Raw genomic sequence first — 18334 nt, forward strand, 5'->3', positions numbered from 1 at the left:
GGCCGCCCGCCGGTCCGGCCGGATGTGGCCGGTCGGTGGCGCATATGCCCCGCCCCCGGTTTCCGCGGCGTCAATACCTGGTCAACATGGGGGTGCGGGGGCCCCACGGTTCGGGGTGACCTTTGGGGCTGACGTAACGTTTGGTGCGGATGGCCATCCGTGGCCAGTACGAACGGGCACTTCGCGGTGCGTCACGGGGCAAGGGGTGCGGGCTGACAATGCAGGGCGACGCGGATGACGCGGCTGACACGGGCGGGGCGTTGTGGTTCCAGGTGCTCGGGCCGGTACGGGCCTGGCGGGACGGCCGGGCCCTGACCCTCGGCCCACCGCAGCAGCGCGCGACCCTCGCGGCGCTGCTGCTGCGCGACGGGCACCCGGTGTCCGCGGCCGAACTGGTGGACGCGCTGTGGGGCGAGGAGCCGCCGATGCGGGCCGTCGGCACGCTGCGTACGTACGTCTCCCGGCTGCGCGCCCTCCTCGAACCCGACCGGCGCTCGCGCGAACCCGCCAGGCTCCTGGTGTCGGCGGGCGACGGCTACGCGCTACGGCTGCCGCCGGGGTCCCTCGACGCGTGCGAGCTGGAGGCCCGGGTGGCCGCCGCGCGCACGATGCGTACCGCCGGTGAACACGCCGACGCCTACGCCGAGTTGACCGCGGCGCTCGCCCTGTCGGACGGTGCGCCGCTGGCCGGCCTGCCCGGACCGTACGCCCAGCGCCAGCGCGACCGGCTCACCGAACTGTCCGTCACCGCCCAGGAGGAGTTCTTCACCTGCGCGCTCGAACTGGGCTGCCACGGTGAGACGACGGCCCCGCTGAGCGTCTTCGCGGCCGAGCATCCGCTGCGCGAGCGCGCGCAGGCCCTGCTGATGCTCGCCCTGCACCGCGGCGGCCGACGGGCCGACGCGCTCGCCGTCTACGAGACCACCCGCCGCACGCTCGCGGCCGAACTCGGCGTCGACCCGGGCCGTGAACTGACCGCACTGTACGAGGGGCTCCTCAAGGGCACGCCACTCCCGGAGGCCGCGGAGGTGCGGCCGGGTCCGCTGCCCTCCCTGTACGCACCGTCGCCGCAGGCGCCGCCGCGGGTGGGTGAGCAGCGGCGGCGCATACCCGGCGGGCGAGGGCGGGGCCACGGGCCCACGGAGGGCGAGACGGCCGACGCCCCGGAGCGTGAGGGTGGAGCGACGCGTGTGGGGCGTGCGGGGCCGGACGGCGGTCTGAGCGCCGCCCCGCCCGCGAGCGAGGAGCACGCCGCACCGACCGCGCCGTCTCCACAGCCCCGCCAGGCTCCGGCCACCCCGCTCTTCCCGTGCTCCTCGGAGTCCCAGGACCCCCAGGGCTCCCCTCCGGCTTCTCAGGGTTCCCGGACTTCCCCCGGTTCACCGGTTTCCGCGGGCTCCCCGGGTTCTCAGCTCTTCCCGGTCTCCCCGCTCTTCCCTGCCTCCCCCCTCCCCTCGCGGCCCGACGCGGACCGTACGGTGCGTCACCTTCCTCGGCCCCGTCCCCGGCCCCTGCCGGTCGGTACGGAGCGGGTGGGTTCGGCAGTCGAAGGGCGCGTCCCGGCCCCCGCGCCCCTCACGCCCGCCCAACTCCTTCCCGACGTGCCCGATTTCACCGGCCGTGAGGCCGAGGCGCGGCTGCTTGCCGAGACGTTGCGCGCCGCCGCGTCCGGCAGTGCGATGGCCGTGGCCACGCTCACCGGCCTCGGCGGCGTCGGCAAGACCGCGCTCGCGGTGCATGTCGCCCACGCCTTACGAGGTGAGTTCCCCGACGGGCAGCTGTACGTGGACCTGCGCGGCGCGGACCCCGCGCCCGGCGTGGACAGCGGCACCGCGCTCACCGGGTTCCTGCGCGCGCTCGGCGTCCCCGAGAGCGGCGTGCCGGACGGCCTCGACCAGCAGACCGCCCTGTACCGCTCGCTCCTCGCCGGGCGCCGCGTGCTCGTACTCCTCGACAACGCGCGCGACACCGCCCAGGTACGGCCGCTGCTGCCCGGCACCCCGGGCTGCGCGGTCCTGGTGACCAGCCGCTCGCGGACGATCACCCTGCCCGGGGCGCGCCTCGTCGACGTCGAGACGATGGACGAGGCCCAGGGGCTCGGCCTGCTCCGCGCCATGACCGGCGCCGAGCGGGTGGCCGCCGAACCGGCCGCCGCCCGCGAACTGGTCGCCATCTGCGGCGGGTTGCCCCTCGCCGTCCGGATCGCCGCCGCCCGCCTCGCCGCCCGCCCCGGCCGCTCCGTCGCCGATCTCGCGGCGCGGCTGCGCGACGAGCACCGCAGGCTGGACGAGCTGCGGGTGGACGACCTGGGCGTCGAGGCCAGCTTCCGGCTCGGCTACGAGGCGCTCGAACCGGGCCTCGCCCGCGCCTTCCGCATGGTCTCCCTCTGCTACATGCCGTCCTTCTGCCGGGGCGCCGCGGGCGCGCTCCTCGACGTGAGCGACGAGGAGGCGGAGTGCGCGGTGGAGCGGCTTGTCGACGCCGGGCTCATGGAGCTGCACGGTGAGGACCGCTACCGCTTCCACGACTTGGTGCGGCTCTTCGCGCGGCGGCAGTGCGAGCGTGAGGAGAGCGCCCGGGAGCGCGCCGCTGCCCGGCTCCGCTTCCTCGACTACGTACTGGCCACCGTCATCACCGCGATCCGCCGTACGAAGCCGCACAGCGTGCTGCCCCAGCTGCTGCACGTCCCCGCCTCCGCGGGCAAGGCGCTGCCGGACGAGGCCGCCGCGCAGGACTGGCTGGTGGTCGCGCACTCGCGGCTGCTCGCCGCGGCGGAGAACGCGCTGCGGCATGTGTCGGGCGGCTTGGACGAGGCGGCTGGTTACGCCCCGGGACATGCCTCGGACAATGTGCCGGGTTACGCCCCGGACGGCGTACGGGGTGACGTGCCGGGCGGCGCGTCCGATGGTCCGGTGGGTGGTCCGCCCGGGCTGCGTCCCACCGTCGACCTGCTCACCGCCTGGTCCCACCTCGTGGCCGGCACCGCCCGCCACCGCGACCTGGAGCCGCTCGCCGAACTGGCCCTGCGGACCGCGCGCGCCCACGGCGACGAACGGTCGGCGGCCCGCGCGCTGCGGCTCCTCGGCGCCCCGCACTTCGGTACCGAGACGTTCGGCCGCGCCGAGCGGGCGCTGCGCGAGAGCCTGCGGCTCGCCGCGTCGGCCGGTGATCCGTTGGTCGGTGCCGAGGGCAGCCACGAACTGGGCATCGTCCTGATCGGCGTGGGCCGCCACGAGGAGGCGCTGGAGCAGCTGCGGCTCGCGTACGCCAGGTTCGGGGCGCTCGGCGGGCACGGTGACCGGATCCGCATCCTGTCCCACATGGCGCGGGCCTACATCAGCCTGGGGCGGCGCGCCGAGGCGGACACCGCGGTGGTCGCCGCGGAGCGGCAGGCGCGGCAGTCGGGCAGCGCGTCCACGCTCGCCCACGTGCTGTACCAGGCGGGCTGCACGCTCCTGCGGGACGGCCGGGCGGCCGGTGCCGCGGAGCGGCTGCGCGAGGCCCAGCGGTTGCACGGGCGGGCCCGCAATCCGCGCTGGGAGGCGCTGTGCTGGGCGCGGCTCGCCTACTGCGAACTGGAGCAGGGCAGGCCCGTCGAGGCGATGAAGTGCGCGGACGCTGCGCTGGCGGTGGAGGGGGAGCTCGGTGACGCGTTCTGCCACGCGCTGGCGATGGCGGCGCGGGGGCGGGCCCTGCTGGTCCTCGGCGATCTCGACCGGGGGAGGGGGGCGTTGCGGATCGCGCACCGGGTGATGGAGCGGCGCGGGGCGTTGGAGGCGGTGGAGATCGCGGGCCTGTTGGAGCGGGGGCGGGCGTGGGCGCCTGATGCGGTGGGGTTGGTGCGGGGCTGAGGGCGGGTTTCGGGTGCGGGTCCGCTCTGGCTTGTCGCGCAGTTCCCCGTGCCCCTGGGTGGTCCGGAGTGCTCGGCGCGTGCGTTCCTTGGGTGGTCCGGGGTGTTCGGCGATGAGTGGTGGGGTGCCGGTCGCTCGGGCAGGGAAGGTTGCCCCTGGCGTCGCCCTTTTGTACAAGGAGCGGATTGGGGGTGCGGCTTACCGTGCCCGTATGACGTGGTGGAACTCCCTTGACCCGGCCGCGGTGACCGTGGACCCCGGTGGCCGAGCGACCGTACGGCTTCGCGTACGCAATACGGGAGACACGGTCGAGGAGTACCGGCTGGGAGTTGTCGGCGCCCCGGCGGGCTGGACCCGCGTCGAGCCCGAGGTCCTGCGGCTCTACCCGGGCAGCGAGGGCACCGCCGAGATCTCCTTCGCGCCGCCCCGCTCACCGGACGCACCGGCGGGGCCCGCCCCGTACGGCATCCGGGTCGAGCCCCGTGAGCAGCCCGAGACGCGCGACGTCGTGGAGGGCCAGGTCACGGTCGCGCCGTTCTCGGAGGTACGGGCCGAACTGCTGCCGCCCACACTCGTCGGACGCTTCCGGGGCCGCGCCTCGGTCGCCGTGGACAACCTCGGCAACACCCCGCTGACCGCGACCCTCAGCTTCCGCGACGACGCCGACCGGCTGATCTTCGACGTGTCACCCACCGCCGTCCAAGTCGCCCCGGGCCGCGCCGTGTTCGCCAAGGCGACCGTACGCCCGCAGCGGGTGCGGTGGACGGGGGACGCCCAGGCGCACCCCTTCACCCTCGCCGTGCGCCGCTCCGGCGACGAGCGGGCCCACGAGCTGCCCGGCAGCTTCGACCAGCGTCCGGTCCTGCCCCGCGCGCTGCTCGCGCTCGGCAGCGTGGTCGCGGCGCTCTGCGTCGCCTCCGCGGTGATCTGGTTCTCCTACGCGCCCAAGTTCGACGGCTCGGCCCGCGAGAACCGGGCCGGTGCCGCGCCCGCCGCGGCCCCGCAGGGCGGCGAGAAGGCCAAGCTCGCGGACGCCCCGCCGCCGGCCAAGGACAAGGCCGGTGACGGAGGCGAGGGCGGTGACGGCGGCGGCGGTGACGATGGCGGCGGGGGAGGCGGCGGCGAGGACCTGGGCACCGGCGGCTCGGGCGGCGGTGGCGGCGGCGGGGACAAGGGCAGCTCCACCGGCGGCGGCTCGTCCCATGCGGGCGGCGGCGGCGACAAGGAACCCGCGCGGAAGGCGGGCGGCGGCAGCGGCCACAGACCCCGCTCGGGACCGCCCTGGCGGCGCGGCTACAAGTCCGACGTCGTGGTCGAGTACGCCCAGCGCCGCCTCGCGGCCCTCGGCTCCCGCAACCCGTGCACCCTCACAGGCGACTGGACACCCGGCGTCATCGATACGAACACCGAGGCCAAACTCATCTGTTACCAGAAAGCCGTGGTCCGCACCGGCCGCAGCTCCGGACACAACACCGCGCAGATCTTCAGGACCGATCCGCAGGGCACGCTCGGCCGGGCCACCCTGACCTCCCTCTGGGCGCAGGGCATCCGCGCCTCCGACGTCCGGCGCGGCGCCGACAACTGGCAGGTCGTGCAGTTGCAGGCGGCGTTCTGGTGGGCGTCGCAGGCCGGCATCAGCGATCGGGACCTGGACCGCGACCGGGCCTACGCCGAGCACGGCGTCGCCTACTTCAAGCATGGCGGACATCCGCCCACGACCGCCCGGTACAGCAGCAATACCGCGGCCCACATCAAGGAGTACCAGGTGTCCGTCGGCCTTCCGGCGACCGGCGTCGCCGACAGCGCCACCTTGCAGGCGCTCGTCGGCGGCAGCGTCAACAAGCCCGGCGTGGCGGGGCGGTGAGCGGCATGTGGACCTCGCTCGAACCGTCCGCGACCAGCGTCGACCCCGGCTCCACCGCGAGTGTGCGGCTGCGCGTGCGCAACACCGGCGACACCGTCGAGGAGTACCGCCTCCAGGTGGTCGGCGCCACGGCGGGCTGGGCCCGCGTACAGCCCGACGTACTGCGGGTGTACCCGGGCGCCGAGGCGACCGCCGAGGTGCACTTCGCGCCGCCGCGGACCCCGGACGCCCAGGCGGGCCCGACGCCGTTCGGCGTCCGGGTGCAGCCCCGCGAGACGCCGCAGGCCGCGGACGTGGCCGAGGGCCAGATCACGGTGGGCCCGTTCGCCGAACTCCGTTCCGAGCTGCTGCCGTTGATCGTGCGCGGACGGCTGCGCGCCAAGGCGTCGGTGGCCGTCGACAACCTCGGCAACCAGCAGCTGACGGCCTCCTTCTCGGGGCGGGAGAACGGCGAGGAGCTCGAGGTCGAGGCGGAGCCCGGCTCCGTCCAGGTCGCCCCCGGCCGGGCCCAGTTCGCGGAGCTCCGCCTCAAGCCCGGCACGGTGAGCTGGGTCGGCGGCACCACCAAGCACCCGTTCACGGTCTCCGTGCTGCGGGCCGGGACGCCCGAGCCGGTGGAGCTGCGCGGCACCTACGTCCAGCCCTCGTTCATCCCCCGCTGGGCGATGGCGGTGCTCTCGGTCCTGGTGGCGCTTGGCATCGCCTTCGCCGTGATGTGGTTCCAGCACAAGCCGAGCATGTCGACCCAGGCCAGGGAGAAGCAGGGCAGCCAGCAGCAGCTCCCGCAGGGTGACGGCATGAAGCCCGCCCCGAGCCCGTCGCCGAGCGCCAGCAAGGAGGAGAAGAAGGAGGAGCCCGCTCCGCCGGCCGGTGGCAAGGACGACGCGCCGAAGGACGACGGCGGCGGCGGTGGCGGCGGCGGCGAGAAGAAGGAAGACAAGCCCAAGGGCCCCAAGACGCACACGATCCGCAGCAGCGAGGGCGGTGGCTGGTACCTGGAGGTCAAGAAGGGCGAGACGGCCGACGGCACCTACGTCGGGCAGAACCCCGCCCTCACGGACGAGTTCGGCAAGAACCAGGACTGGATCCTGCACCACTACCCCGAGTCCGACACTTACGCCCTGGAGCCCGCCAGCGCCCCCGGCACCGTGCTCGACCAGAAGGTCAACACCAACATCGCCCAGATCTTCCACGCCCCGCCGGAGAACATCAGGACCGGCCGGCTGCCGGGCAACCAGAAGTGGAAGCTGGAGCAGCGCCCCGACGGGCTGACCCGGATCGTCGCCGTCGGCTCCGGCGAGTGCCTCGTCGACATGCAGAACGACACGAGCGCCGTCACCTGGAAGTGCGACGACAACAGCAAGAGCATGGGCTGGACGATCTCCGACTGGCCGTAGGTCGCAGGCCGCAGAAGCGGTGAACGGCAGAAGCGGTGGCGCGCCCCGGGCGCGCCACCGCTTCACTGCGTGCGTCAGCCGTACGTCGGCCGTACGTCAGCCGCGGGTCACTGCCAGGGCAGCGACCCGCCCGGCACGAGCCGCCCCATCTTGCGGTACTCCCGCAGCGCCCCGGCCCTTACGTCCTCGCCCCGCACCGGCCCGCCGTGCCCCGCCGCCAGATAGGCGGCGGTCACCGCGGCCGACCGGATGGCGCCGCCGGACAGCTCGAACTCCTTGGCGCACCGCGTCAGTTCGTCGTCCATGCCGGGCTCGCAGGGCGTGCCGGCCAGCGCGGTCCGCCACAGGGCGACGCGCTGCTCGACGTCGGGGAACGGGAAGTCCACCACCAGGTCGAGGCGGCGCGTGAACGCGTCGTCGATGTTGGCCCGCAGGTTGGTGGTAAGCACCGCGATGCCGTCGAACGCCTCCAGGCGCTGCAACAGGTACGCGCTCTCCAGGTTCGCGTACCTGTCGTGCGAGCTCTTGACCTCCGAGCGCTTGCCGAAGACGGCGTCGGCCTCGTCGAAGAGCAGCACCGCGTCCGTGCGGTCCGCCTCGACGAAGATCCGCTCCAGGTTCTTCTCCGTCTCCCCGACGTACTTGTCGACGACCGCCGACAGGTCCACGACGTAGAGGTCAAGGCCGAGTTCACCGGCCACCACCTCGGCCGACAACGTCTTGCCGGTGCCGGAGTCCCCGGCGAACAGCGCGATCACGCCGCGCCCGCGCCCGCCGCCGGTACGCAGCCGCCACTCGCCGAGCACCTTGTCGCGGTGCCGGGCGCGCAGCGCCAGCTCGTGGAGCAGGCCGAGCGGTTCGTCCGGCAGGACGAGATCCTTGAAGCCGACCTCGGGCCTGATCCGCCGGGCGTGCTTGTCGAGCAGGGGCGCGGACTGAAGGCGGGCGTTGTGCTGCAGGTGCGCTGCGGTCGGCGGGGTGCCGTCGAAGGCGGCGAGACGGGCGGCGCCGCGCGCGGCCCGGCGGATCTGCGCGCCGCTGAGCCGGTAGGGGGCGACGGCCTCGCCGAGGTCGAAGTCCGGCTCGTACGCGGGGACGTGCCGGGCCAGTTCGCTCTGCCAGGCCCCGGACACGTCGACGCCGTCCTGCGGCGCGTCGAGCGCGAGGAGCCCGGCGTCCGGCGCCCAGCCGGGGTCGTAGGGTTCGCTGCCGAAGAACACCACGGGTACGTCGCCGGTCGCCAGGTCCCGTACCAGGGGACCCGGTTCGGGCTGCAGCGGCCCCACGACGAGCGCGGCCCGCCGCAAGCGGGCCTCACGCACGAGCGCCGTGGCGGTGGCGGTGGCAGTGGCCGACGCGGCCGCGCCGTCCCCGGTGCGTCCCGGCGGCCGGTGTCGCAGGACGGGCAGTCCGGCCGCCCGCAGCGCGTCGGCCACCGGGCCCGCGGCGGTGCCTTCCCTGCGTTCCCGCAGGTGGACGAGGAGCGGCCCCTCGGCGGCGAGGGCGGCGACACGGGCGGCGAGCGGGTGCACGGCCTCGGCAGGGGTCTCGCCGGTCAGCAGCTCGACCTCGTGCCCGACGAGTTCGGGGTCGAGGCCGTCGTCGCCGAGCAGCTGGGCGACGACCCGCTCCGGTACGCGCAGGGCCCGCCCCGGCAGCGGCCTGTCCTCGTCCTCGACGACGACCAGGCCGCTGGACCGCAGCGGCGCCAGCGGATGGAAGCGGGCGCGGGCGAGCGGGTCGTGCGGTCCGGTGCCCGCGAGGTCGAGGGCGAGCGCCACGGTGGCCCTGCGGCGCCCCACGTCGTCGTTGAGGTAGCCGTACAGCGGCTCGAAGCGGCGGTCGACGTCGGGGGCGAGGGCGGCGAGGAGGATGTCCCGGTCGAGCGGACCGAGCCCGAACCGCCGCGCCAGCTCGTCCAGCGGGTCGGGAGCACCGCCTTCCGCCGTCTCTTCGGCGGACGGCGGCGGCACCGTCGCCGGTGGCGGCGCCGTGGCCAGCCGGTGCGCCGTCTCGGGCGTCACGTACAGGCCGCGCAGCGGGTCCGCGGCCGTCGGGTCGTCCGCGCCGCGCCGTTCGACCAGCTCGGCGACGCGTCCGCGCAGCGACGCGAGGCGCGTCAGCAGCGCTTCGGCGGCGGCGCTCACCGCTCCTCCGTCCCGGCGTCCCGCGGCTTGCGCAGCATCCGGGGCCGGGGCTCGCCCAACTCGCCGGCCTTGTCGCGCACGGCGACGACCGCGCCCTCGGTGACCGGCGGCGCCACGTCGTACGTCGGCGAGACCGGGAACGGCACGGTGATCACCACGTCCAGGGACGGCTTGAGCTCACCGCCGAGCGCCGACCAGATGTCGGCGATGGAGCGGGACTCGGGCGGCGGCACCGCGACGCTCAGCGGCAGGGTGACACCGAGCGCGGCGGGCAGGTCGTCCGGCGGCAGCAGCTCGTGGGCGAGCAGGGTGCCGAGGGCCGCCGAGAGGAGCCGGTGCTCGTCCTCGGGGCGGTTGGTCCAGGCGGTGAGCAGGTAGGAGAGCCGGAACCAGCGCGGCGGCTGCCGCCTGCGCAGCACCGTGCCGTCAGGGCCGCGTTCCGCGTAGGCGCCGCGTTCGCGCCGGGCCACGTCCTCGCGGATGTCGTACAGGTAGGAGTTGAGCGTGGGGGCGTTGCGCCGCGCCGCCCAGTCGCGGGTCGGCGCCTCGAACACGACCTCGCCTGCGCCTTCCGGGAGCGCCCCGCGCAGCAGCGCGCGCAGCGCCTCGTCGACTTCGTGGATCACGGCCGGGCCCCCCGGACGAGCGGGAAGGGGTGGTTCGGTCGCATCAGATGTATCCCTCCCGCAGCGCGTACGCGACGGCATGCGCGCGGTTCTGCAGCTGCAGGCGCGTCATGAGCGCGTGCAGGACGTTCTTGACGGTGCGTTCGGAGTACGCGAGCTTCTCCGAGATCTGCTTGGTGTCCAGGCCCTCCGCGATCAGCCGCACGACGTCCACCTCGCGGGGCGCCATGCCGAGGGTGGGCAGGGCGCTGGCGGCGGACGGCGGGCCGTCGAGCGCGGAGAGCCGAAGGCGGCCCAGCTGGGCCATGAGCCGGTTGATGAGGTCGGGCGGCAGTTCCCCCTCGCCGCGCGCCGCGCTGTGCACGGCACGCAGCAGCTTCTGCGGGGTCGCCTGGTGCCGCCACAGGATCGCCCGTACGCCGTACTCGACGACCGAGAGGAGCTCGGGCTCGCGCAGTTCGCTGGCGATCAGCACGACGCGCTGCTCGGTGGATCTCGCCAGGCGGCGCAGCTCGGCGCCGGCCGGGTCGTCGAGCCGGTCCACCAGCATGACGGCGACCCGCCCGGGGGCGGACGGCGCCGCGGCCCGGCCGGGCTCCGGCGGCTGCGCGCCGTCCACGGGGCGGTCCAGGAGCTCGACGGTCGGTTCGTGCCGGAGATGACTGATCACTCCGGCCCGGCTGAGGGGGTCGGTGGCGTGCACGACCACCGATATGCGTGTATCGGACACTGAAGTTCCCTGTCTTCCCCCGAATAGCGACGGGCACAGGGTGACCGAGACCGATCAACAAACGATTGTCGCCGGATCAACGAGGTCGTTTACCGACCGGTCGGCGACACCATGCCGACCGGCACGCTCTCCCGTACCGTCACTTTCAGGGCGAACGGCGCGTGTCGGCGGCGATCACGGGGTACCCGGCGCCAACGGATCGGCCACGGATCGGCGACCCGACGGAGAGGAGCCCGTCGTGAGCGAGAAGGACCAGCTGCGGACCTACCGCGGGAAGCGGCGCTTCGACAGGACGCGCGAACCGAGCGGCGAGCGCACGAGCGAACCGAGCGGCGAGCGCGCGGAGCGGGTGCAGGACGAGGCGGGCGGGACACGGCAGGACGAGGCCGCGCAGGACCGGCAGGGCGACGAGCCCGTCTTCGTGGTGCAGATCCACGACGCGAGCACGATGCACTTCGACTTCCGCCTGGAGGTCGACGGCGTGCTCAAGTCCTGGTCGGTCCCCAAGGGACCCTCCACCGACCCGCACGACAAGCGGCTCGCCATCCCCACCGAGGACCACCCCATGGAGTACCGGCACTTCGAGGGCGTGATCCCCGAGGGCGAGTACGGCGGCGGCACGGTCATCGTCTGGGACCGCGGCACCTACCGGCCGACCAGCCACGACAAGAAGAAGCGGCCCGTGCCGTTCGGCCGGGCGCTGGAGAACGGCCACGCCACGTTCGAGCTGCACGGCGAGAAGCTCCGCGGGCGGTACGCGCTCACCCGGTTCCACGGCCGCGAGGAGAAGAGCGGCGGATCGGCCAAGCCGACCTGGCTGCTCGTGCGGACCGGCTCCGGGGGCGGGAAGGGCGCGGGCACCCCCGACCCGCGCCGGGCCCGCTCCGCGCGCAGCGGCCGCACCCTGCGCCAGGTCGCGGCGGCACCGGACGCGCCTGAATAGGAGCGACCTTCCTCGTGTGCGCCCCGGGGACCTTCGCCCCCGGGTTAGGTGAGAAAAGTCCCGGTATATCGGGTATCAGTTGCGGAACCACCACCTCGGACGCCAGGAATCGTTCGAGGAGAGGTCTGTGCTGTGCCACGGGACATGAGCGTGAGCGACGAATGGGAGCGGACGGCCCGCCCGGGGGCTCTGGCCCCGCGCGCGGGGACACGGAGCCGTGCGGCGCCCCGGGCCCGAACCGGGGTCAGGGCGTTCTGGAAGACCAGGGCGCTGCGCCTCGTCCCGCCGGGCGAGCGCGGGCCCGCCGCCGTTCCGCGGGACAGCCCGCCGTCCGGCGCTTCGGGGGAGACGTACGGCGCGCCGTGCTGGCTGAGCCTGGTCACGCGTGATCTCCGCGCCGCCGAGGAGTTCTACGGCCGCGTCCTCGGCTGGTGCCACGTGCCGCTGCTCGGCTCGGCGGGCCGCGCGCGCTCCCTCGTACTGAAGGGCGGGGCGCCGGTCGGCACCATCAGCGAGTCCGCCTGCGAGCCCGGCGGCTACGCGAACTGGATGCCGTACTTCCGCGTCCCCGACATGGACATCGCCATGGCCCGCCTGCGGGAACGGGGCGCCACCGTGGCGGTCGGGCCGCTGAACACCGGCACGGGCCGGGTCGCCGTGGTGGCGGGACCGCAGGACGCGGTGTTCGGCCTGCGCCAGAAGACCCCCGACCCGCGCTGGACCGTGGGCCGAGGCCCGGTCGCCGCGCTCGACCTGCACACGCGGGACATCTTCGCGGCGGCCCTCTTCTACGGCGGCGTACTCGGCTGGGCCGGTGAGGAGGGCGCCTGCTGCGACGTGGAGTACGTCGACGACCGGATCGCGGTACGCGGCGGACAGCGCACGGTCGCCGCGCTCAGGACCGGGACGGCGCCGGGCTCCGAGGGCCGGTACCGCTGGCACACGAGCTTCCGGGTGGCCGACGTCGAGGCGGCCGCCGCGTTGGCCGTGGAGTGGGGCGGGCGCGTGATCTCACCACCGCGGGGGCCACGCTCCCGGCGGGAGGCCGTTCTCGCGGACCGGGAGGGCATCCCGTTCACGGTCGTCGCGGGCGAGGGCCGCCGCAAGCCGAACAGTGCAGATCGAGCGTAGGCAGGAAGGGTAGGACGATGTTTCTTCGGGCAGTAGGCCTGGACGAGGCCACTGAGCCGGACGAGGGCGCGCCGAGCGGATCCGCCGGCCTTCCGCGAGGAGAGTCCCTGGTGCCCCCGCAAGGCGGGTTCTTCGGACCGCGGCGCGGCGCGGCGGCCGGGCTGCCGCGGATCACGGACACGGACCGGGTCGCGCCGAAGGACGCCCGGGAGCTGTCGAAGCTCTTCTTCGAGCGGCTGCGGACGCTGGAGGAGGGTTCGCCCGAGTACACGTACGCGCGCGACACCCTCATCGAGATGAACCTCTCCCTGGTGCACTACGTGGCGGGCCGCTTCCGCAACCGCGGCAACGGCCAGCTGGAGGACATCGTCCAGGTGGGAACGGTCGGTCTGATCAAGGCGATCGACCGGTTCGACACGGACCGCGGGTTCGAGTTCGTCTCGTTCGCCGTGCCCTGCGTCCTCGGTGAGATCAAGCGGTACTTCCGGGACACCAGCTGGGCCGTGCACGTCCCGCGCAGGCTGCAGGAGCTCCGCACCGAACTGGCCAAGTCGCAGGAGAAGCTGTCCTCCACGCTCGGCCGTGAACCGACGGTCAAGGAACTCGCGACCGACCTCGGGGTGAGCGAGGAGCAGACGCTGGAGGGCATCGTGGCCGCCAACGGCTACGCCGCCGGATCCCTGGACGCCCCGCACGACCTGAGCGACGACGGCGTCGCGCACGGGAGCGGCCGCTCGCTCTCCGAGGTCATGGGCGACCTCGACCCCGCGATGGAGGTCGTCGAACACCTCCACGCGCTGGCCCCGCTCCTGGCGGAACTGGACGAACGCGAGCGCCGCATCATCGAGCTGCGCTTCGGCCAGGAGATGACCCAGGCCGACATCGGCCGCCTGCTCGGCATCTCGCAGATGCACGTGTCCCGGCTCCTCTCCCGCACCCTGGCCCAGCTGCGCGCGGGACTCCTGACGCGCGAGTAGCGGGCGGCCGGGCGCGAGCGCACGGACAGCCCGAACAGTCCGGACAGCCCGGCACCGCTCAGTCGAGCACGCCGAGCTCGGTGTCGGGGCGGCAGTGCGGACAGGGATCGACGTTCTCGGCGAGCGCGCGGAGCGCCGCCTCACGGGCGACACCGCGCACGCGGCTGCCCGCCATGTGACAGCCCCCGAGATGCACGTACACAGGCGTCCGCCCGCCGAGTCCCTGCTCGATCAGCCAGTCGGGGACGGGCGGCCGGGCCTGCTCACCGCGGCGCCGCTCGGCCTCGCGCCGCTCCTCGTCGGCGATCCACTTGCGCGTGCGCGCCAGGTCGCCGAGCTGTACGCGTTCCAGGAAGCGCAGCAGGTCGAGACGGGTCGGCGGCCGCGGATCGTTCACATGTTCGAGTCTAGAGGGTGCGAGTGCGCGAAGGACTCGACCCCGATGTTCGTGGGGCCCGACAGGGACAAACTCCGTGGCTTTCCCCCCGGCCGGGCGCGATACTCGGCCGTGTGTTCTTGACGATCTCGACTACAGGCGATGCGCAGAACCCGGCCACTGACCTGGGCTTCCTGCTGCACAAGCACCCGGACAACGCGCAGGTGTACAGCACCGCGCACGGCAGCGCGCATGTCCTCTACCCAGAGGCGACGACCGAGCGCTGCACGGCCGCGCTGCTCCTGGAGGTCGACCCCATCGCGCTCGTGCGGCGCGGAAAGGGGAAGGGCAAGGGCAGGGGCGGGGCGCCCGACGCGGCACTCGCGCAGTACGTGAACGACCGGCCGTACGCGGCCTCCTCCCTGCTCGCCGTGGCGCTGAGCGCGGTCTTCTCCACCGCGATGCGCGGCGTGTGCAAGGCGCTCCCCGAGCGGGCCGCGCGGCCGCTGCCGCTCCGCGTCGAGGTGCCCGCCCTGCCCGCGCGCGGCGGCGCGGAGCTGGTGCGGGCGCTCTTCGAGCCGCTCGGCTGGACAGTGACGGCGACGCCGGTCCCGCTGGACGTGCGGTTCCCCGAGTGGGGCGACTCGCGGTACGTACACCTCGTACTGGAGGCGCCCGACGGGAAGTTGACCCTGGGCGAGGCCCTGCGCCACCTGTACGTCCTGCTGCCCGTCCTCGACGACGCCAAGCACTACTGGGTCTCGCCCGACGAGGTCGACAAGCTGCTGCGGGCCGGTGAGGGCTGGCTCGCGGACCACCCGGAGCAGCAGGTCATCACCAGCCGCTACCTCTCGCGGCGCCGGTCGCTGACCCGGGAGGCCGATCAGCGGCTCGAACTGGTGCGGCTCGCCGACGCGGACGACACGGACGTAGAGGAGATCGACAACGCCGTCGACGAGGGGGCCGACACCGAGGAGAAGCCGGTGCCGCTCGCGGTGCGGCGCCGGGAGGCGATCCTCGCCGCGCTGACCGCCGCCGGGGCCTGCCGCGTGCTCGACCTGGGCTGCGGGCAGGGCCAGCTGGTGCACGAGCTGCTCAAGGACGTGCGGTTCACCGAGATCGTCGGGGTCGACGTGTCCGTGCGCGCGCTGACCGTCGCCTCGCGGCGGCTGAAGCTCGACCGCATGGGCGAGCGCCGCGCCGAGCGCGTCAAGCTCTTCCAGGGGTCGCTCGCGTACACCGACAAGCGGCTCAAGGGGTACGACGCGGCCGTGCTCAGCGAGGTCATCGAGCACCTCGACGTGGAACGCCTGCCCGCCTTGGAGTACGCGGTGTTCGGCTCCGCGCGGCCCCGCACCGTCCTCGTGACGACGCCGAACGTGGAGTACAACGTCCGCTGGGAGTCGCTCCCCGCGGGCCATGTGCGCCACGGCGACCACCGCTTCGAGTGGACGCGCGAGGAGTTCCGGGCGTGGTCCCGCAAGGTGGCCGAACGACACGGGTACGGCGTGGAGTTCGCCCCGGTGGGCGACGAGGACCCGGACGTGGGAGCGCCCACGCAGCTGGCCGTGTTCACCCGGGCCGACAAGACCCCGCACGACGAGAAGACCACGCACGACCACAAGACCACGCACAGCGACAAGACCGCGAACGCCACGAAGGAGGTGCGGGCCGCATGACGAACGACAGCAGCACCGGCACCGGTGTCAGTACCGAAACCCCGCGCGAGCCCCGCGTCCTCCCCGTCACCGACCTCTCCCTCGTCGTCCTCGTCGGCGCCACCGGGTCGGGCAAGTCCACCTTCGCGCGCCGCCACTTCAAGCCCACCGAGGTCATATCCAGCGACTTCTGCCGCGGGCTCGTCGCCGACGACGAGAACGACCAGGGCGCGAGCCGCGACGCGTTCGACGTCCTGCACTACATCGCGGGCAAGCGGCTGGCCGCCGGGCGGCGCACCGTCGTCGACGCGACCAGCGTGCAGAGCGACAGCCGCAAGCAGCTGATCGAGCTGGCCAGACAGCACGACGTGCTGCCCATCGCCATCGTGCTCGACGTGCCCGAGGAGGTCTGCGCCGCGCGCAACGCGAAGCGCGAGGACCGGGCAGGCCTGCCGCGCCGCGTCATCCAGCGCCACCAGCGCGAACTGCGCCGCTCCCTGCGCCACCTGGAGCGCGAGGGCTTCCGCAAGGTGCACGTCCTGCGGGGCGTGGCCGAGGTCGAGGCCGCCACCGTGGTCACCGAGAAGCGCTACAACGACCTCTCCCACCTCACCGGTCCCTTCGACATCATCGGCGACATCCACGGCTGCTCCGCCGAGCTGGAGACCCTGCTCGGCAAGCTCGGCTACGTCGACGGCGCGCACCCGGAGGGTCGTACGGCCGTCTTCGTCGGTGACCTCGTCGACCGTGGCCCGGACACCCCGGGCGTGCTGCGCCGCGTCATGTCGATGGTCGCCGACGGCACCGCGCTCTGCGTCCCCGGCAACCACGAGAACAAGCTCGGCCGGTACCTGAAGGGCCGTGGCGTCCAGCACACGCACGGCCTCGCCGAGACCGTCGAGCAGCTGGCCGGGGAGAGCGAGGAGTTCCGGGTACGGGTGCGGGAGTTCGTCGACGGTCTCGTCTCGCACTACGTCCTGGACGGCGGCAGCCTCGTCGTCTGCCACGCCGGTCTGCCCGAGAAGTACCACGGGCGTACGTCGGGGCGGGTGCGCTCGCACGCGCTGTACGGCGACACGACCGGCGAGACCGACGAGTTCGGCCTGCCCGTGCGCTACCCGTGGGCGGAGGAGTACCGGGGCCGGGCCGCGGTCGTCTACGGCCACACCCCGGTGCCCGCCGCGACCTGGCTGAACAACACCATCTGCCTGGACACCGGCGCCGTCTTCGGCGGCAGCCTGACCGCGCTGCGCTGGCCGGAGCGGGAACTCGTCGACGTACCGGCGGAGCGGGTCTGGTACGAGCCGGTCAAGCCGCTGCGCACCGAGGCGCCGGGCGGCCACGACGGGCGCCCGCTCGACCTGAACGACGTGCACGGCCGCCGCGCGGTGGAGACCGGGCACGCGGGCCGCGTCGCCGTGCGCGAGGAGAACGCGGCCGCGGCCCTGGAGGTCATGAGCCGCTTCGCCGTCGACCCGCGGCTCCTGCCGTACCTGCCGCCGACGATGGCGCCCACGGCCACCTCGCACCGGGACGGCTACCTGGAGCACCCGGCCGAGGCCTTCGCGTCGTACGCCCAGGACGGCGTCGCCCGCGTCGTGTGCGAGGAGAAGCACATGGGCTCGCGCGCGGTCGCCCTGGTCTGCCGCGACGCGGACGTGGCCCGGGAGCGCTTCGGTGTGGAGGGCGGCCCGACCGGCTCCCTCTGCACCCGCACGGGACGCCCCTTCTTCCAGGACCCTGCGACCACCGAGGAGGTGCTCGGCCGGGTGCGCGCGGCCGTGACCGACGCGGGCCTGTGGGACGAGCTGGAGACGGACTGGCTGCTGCTCGACGCGGAGCTGATGCCGTGGTCGCTGAAGGCGTCCGGGCTGCTCCGTACGCAGTACGCGGCCGTGGGCGCCGCTTCGGGGGCCGTGTTCCCCGCCGCCCTCGCCGCCGTCGAGGCCGCGGCGGCGCGCGGTGTCGACACCGGTGACCTGCTGCCCAGGCAGCGCGGCCGGGCCGCGGACGCCGCCGCGTTCACCGAGGCCTACCGCCGCTACTGCTGGCCGACCGAGGGTCTTGAGGGCGTGCGACTCGCGCCGTTCCAGCTCCTGGCGGTCCAGGGCCGCAGCCTCGCCGCGCTCCCGCACGACCGGCAACTGGCCCTGATCGACCGCATGGTGGAGCACGACGGCAGCGGCCTGCTGCAGACCACCCGCCGCCTCTACGTCGACACCGGCGACGAGGCGTCCGTGCGGGCGGGCGTCGACTGGTGGCTGGAGATGACCAGCCGCGGCGGCGAGGGCATGGTCGTCAAGCCGGTCGAGGCGCTGGTCAGGGACGCCAAGGGCAGGATCGTCCAGCCCGGCATCAAGTGCCGGGGCCGCGAGTACCTGCGGATCATCTACGGCCCCGAGTACACCCGCCCGGAGAACCTGGAGAAGCTCCGCGGCCGCTTCCTCGGCCACAAGCGCTCGCTCGCCGTCCGCGAGTACGCGCTCGGCCTTGAGGCGCTCGACCGGCTCGCGGCGGGCGAGCCGCTGTGGCGCGTGCACGAGGCGGTGTTCGCGGTCCTCGCCCTGGAGTCGGAGCCGGTGGACCCGCGGCTCTGAGAGCCTGTCCGGCGGCTTTGGCCGCAATGACGGGCGT

The 18334-nt window shown here is 74.0% G+C and carries 12 protein-coding genes; 8 read left to right on the forward strand and 4 right to left on the reverse strand.

Going from position 1 to position 18334, the window contains the following annotated elements:
• Window positions 1-218: 218 nt before the first annotated feature.
• The 3 genes from AC07DI_RS10820 to AC07DI_RS10830 all read left to right on the forward strand — a co-directional run bounded on the left by AC07DI_RS10820 (window position 219) and on the right by AC07DI_RS10830 (window position 7112).
• Window positions 219-3851, forward strand: coding sequence for an AfsR/SARP family transcriptional regulator (locus AC07DI_RS10820; protein ID WP_478903720.1), 3633 nt, complete (start codon window positions 219-221; stop codon window positions 3849-3851).
• A 211-nt stretch (window positions 3852-4062) separates the two neighbouring features.
• Window positions 4063-5715 carry a peptidoglycan-binding protein gene (locus AC07DI_RS10825; RefSeq protein WP_478903722.1) on the forward strand — a complete coding sequence of 551 codons (1653 nt, stop codon included), beginning with the start codon at window positions 4063-4065 and terminating at the stop codon, window positions 5713-5715.
• A gap of 5 nt (window positions 5716-5720) precedes the next feature.
• Entirely contained in the window at window positions 5721-7112 is a 1392-nt protein-coding gene (locus tag AC07DI_RS10830; RefSeq protein ID WP_478903724.1) for a hypothetical protein, read from the forward strand.
• 107 nt (window positions 7113-7219) lie between these two features.
• Here the strand turns inward: AC07DI_RS10830 and AC07DI_RS10835 are convergent, their stop codons facing one another.
• The 3 genes from AC07DI_RS10835 to AC07DI_RS10845 are packed head-to-tail and all read right to left on the reverse strand — an operon-like array spanning window position 7220 to window position 10615.
• Window positions 7220-9259: an ATP-binding protein gene (locus tag AC07DI_RS10835; RefSeq protein WP_478903726.1), complete on the reverse strand. Its 2040-nt coding sequence runs from the start codon at window positions 9257-9259 to the stop codon at window positions 7220-7222.
• The gene (locus tag AC07DI_RS10840) at window positions 9256-9885 is read right to left on the reverse strand and encodes a Pvc16 family protein (RefSeq protein WP_478903728.1); all 630 of its coding nucleotides are present in this window, start codon (window positions 9883-9885) and stop codon (window positions 9256-9258) included. Before AC07DI_RS10840 ends, AC07DI_RS10835 begins: the two co-directional genes overlap by 4 nt.
• A 43-nt stretch (window positions 9886-9928) precedes the next feature.
• Window positions 9929-10615, reverse strand: coding sequence for a response regulator transcription factor (locus AC07DI_RS10845; protein ID WP_478903730.1), 687 nt, complete (start codon window positions 10613-10615; stop codon window positions 9929-9931).
• Window positions 10616-10853: 238 nt separating this feature from the next.
• Here AC07DI_RS10845 and AC07DI_RS10850 point away from each other — a divergent pair, with 238 nt between their 5' ends.
• The 3 genes from AC07DI_RS10850 to AC07DI_RS10860 all read left to right on the forward strand — a co-directional run bounded on the left by AC07DI_RS10850 (window position 10854) and on the right by AC07DI_RS10860 (window position 13666).
• Window positions 10854-11558, forward strand: coding sequence for a DNA polymerase ligase N-terminal domain-containing protein (locus AC07DI_RS10850; RefSeq protein ID WP_478903732.1), 705 nt, complete (start codon window positions 10854-10856; stop codon window positions 11556-11558).
• Between the two features lie 150 nt (window positions 11559-11708).
• Window positions 11709-12689: a VOC family protein gene (locus tag AC07DI_RS10855; protein WP_478903734.1), complete on the forward strand. Its 981-nt coding sequence runs from the start codon at window positions 11709-11711 to the stop codon at window positions 12687-12689.
• A gap of 110 nt (window positions 12690-12799) precedes the next feature.
• A complete protein-coding gene (locus tag AC07DI_RS10860; protein ID WP_478903736.1) occupies window positions 12800-13666 on the forward strand; it encodes a SigB/SigF/SigG family RNA polymerase sigma factor in 867 nt (288 codons plus the stop codon).
• 58 nt (window positions 13667-13724) lie between these two features.
• Here AC07DI_RS10860 and AC07DI_RS10865 read toward each other — a convergent pair whose 3' ends face one another.
• The gene (locus AC07DI_RS10865) at window positions 13725-14063 is read right to left on the reverse strand and encodes a DUF6233 domain-containing protein (RefSeq protein ID WP_384257905.1); all 339 of its coding nucleotides are present in this window, start codon (window positions 14061-14063) and stop codon (window positions 13725-13727) included.
• 113 nt (window positions 14064-14176) lie between these two features.
• Between AC07DI_RS10865 and AC07DI_RS10870 the strand changes: the two genes are divergently transcribed.
• On the forward strand, window positions 14177-15721 hold the full coding sequence (locus AC07DI_RS10870; protein ID WP_478903739.1) for a 3' terminal RNA ribose 2'-O-methyltransferase Hen1: 1545 nt from the start codon (window positions 14177-14179) through the stop codon (window positions 15719-15721).
• On the forward strand, window positions 15718-18297 hold the full coding sequence (locus AC07DI_RS10875) for a polynucleotide kinase-phosphatase (protein WP_478903741.1): 2580 nt from the start codon (window positions 15718-15720) through the stop codon (window positions 18295-18297). Before AC07DI_RS10870 ends, AC07DI_RS10875 begins: the two co-directional genes overlap by 4 nt.
• Window positions 18298-18334: the final 37 nt, after the last annotated feature.

The sequence above is a fragment of the Streptomyces sp. NPDC044106 genome (assembly GCF_056433985.1).

Coding starts and splice junctions, on each gene's coding strand:
- AC07DI_RS10820 (WP_478903720.1), top strand. CDS start 219: ATGCAGGGCGACGCGGATGACGCGGCTGACACGGGCGGGGCGTTGTGG.
- AC07DI_RS10825 (WP_478903722.1), top strand. CDS start 4,063: ATGACGTGGTGGAACTCCCTTGACCCGGCCGCGGTGACCGTGGACCCC.
- AC07DI_RS10830 (WP_478903724.1), top strand. CDS start 5,721: ATGTGGACCTCGCTCGAACCGTCCGCGACCAGCGTCGACCCCGGCTCC.
- AC07DI_RS10875 (WP_478903741.1), top strand. CDS start 15,718: ATGACGAACGACAGCAGCACCGGCACCGGTGTCAGTACCGAAACCCCG.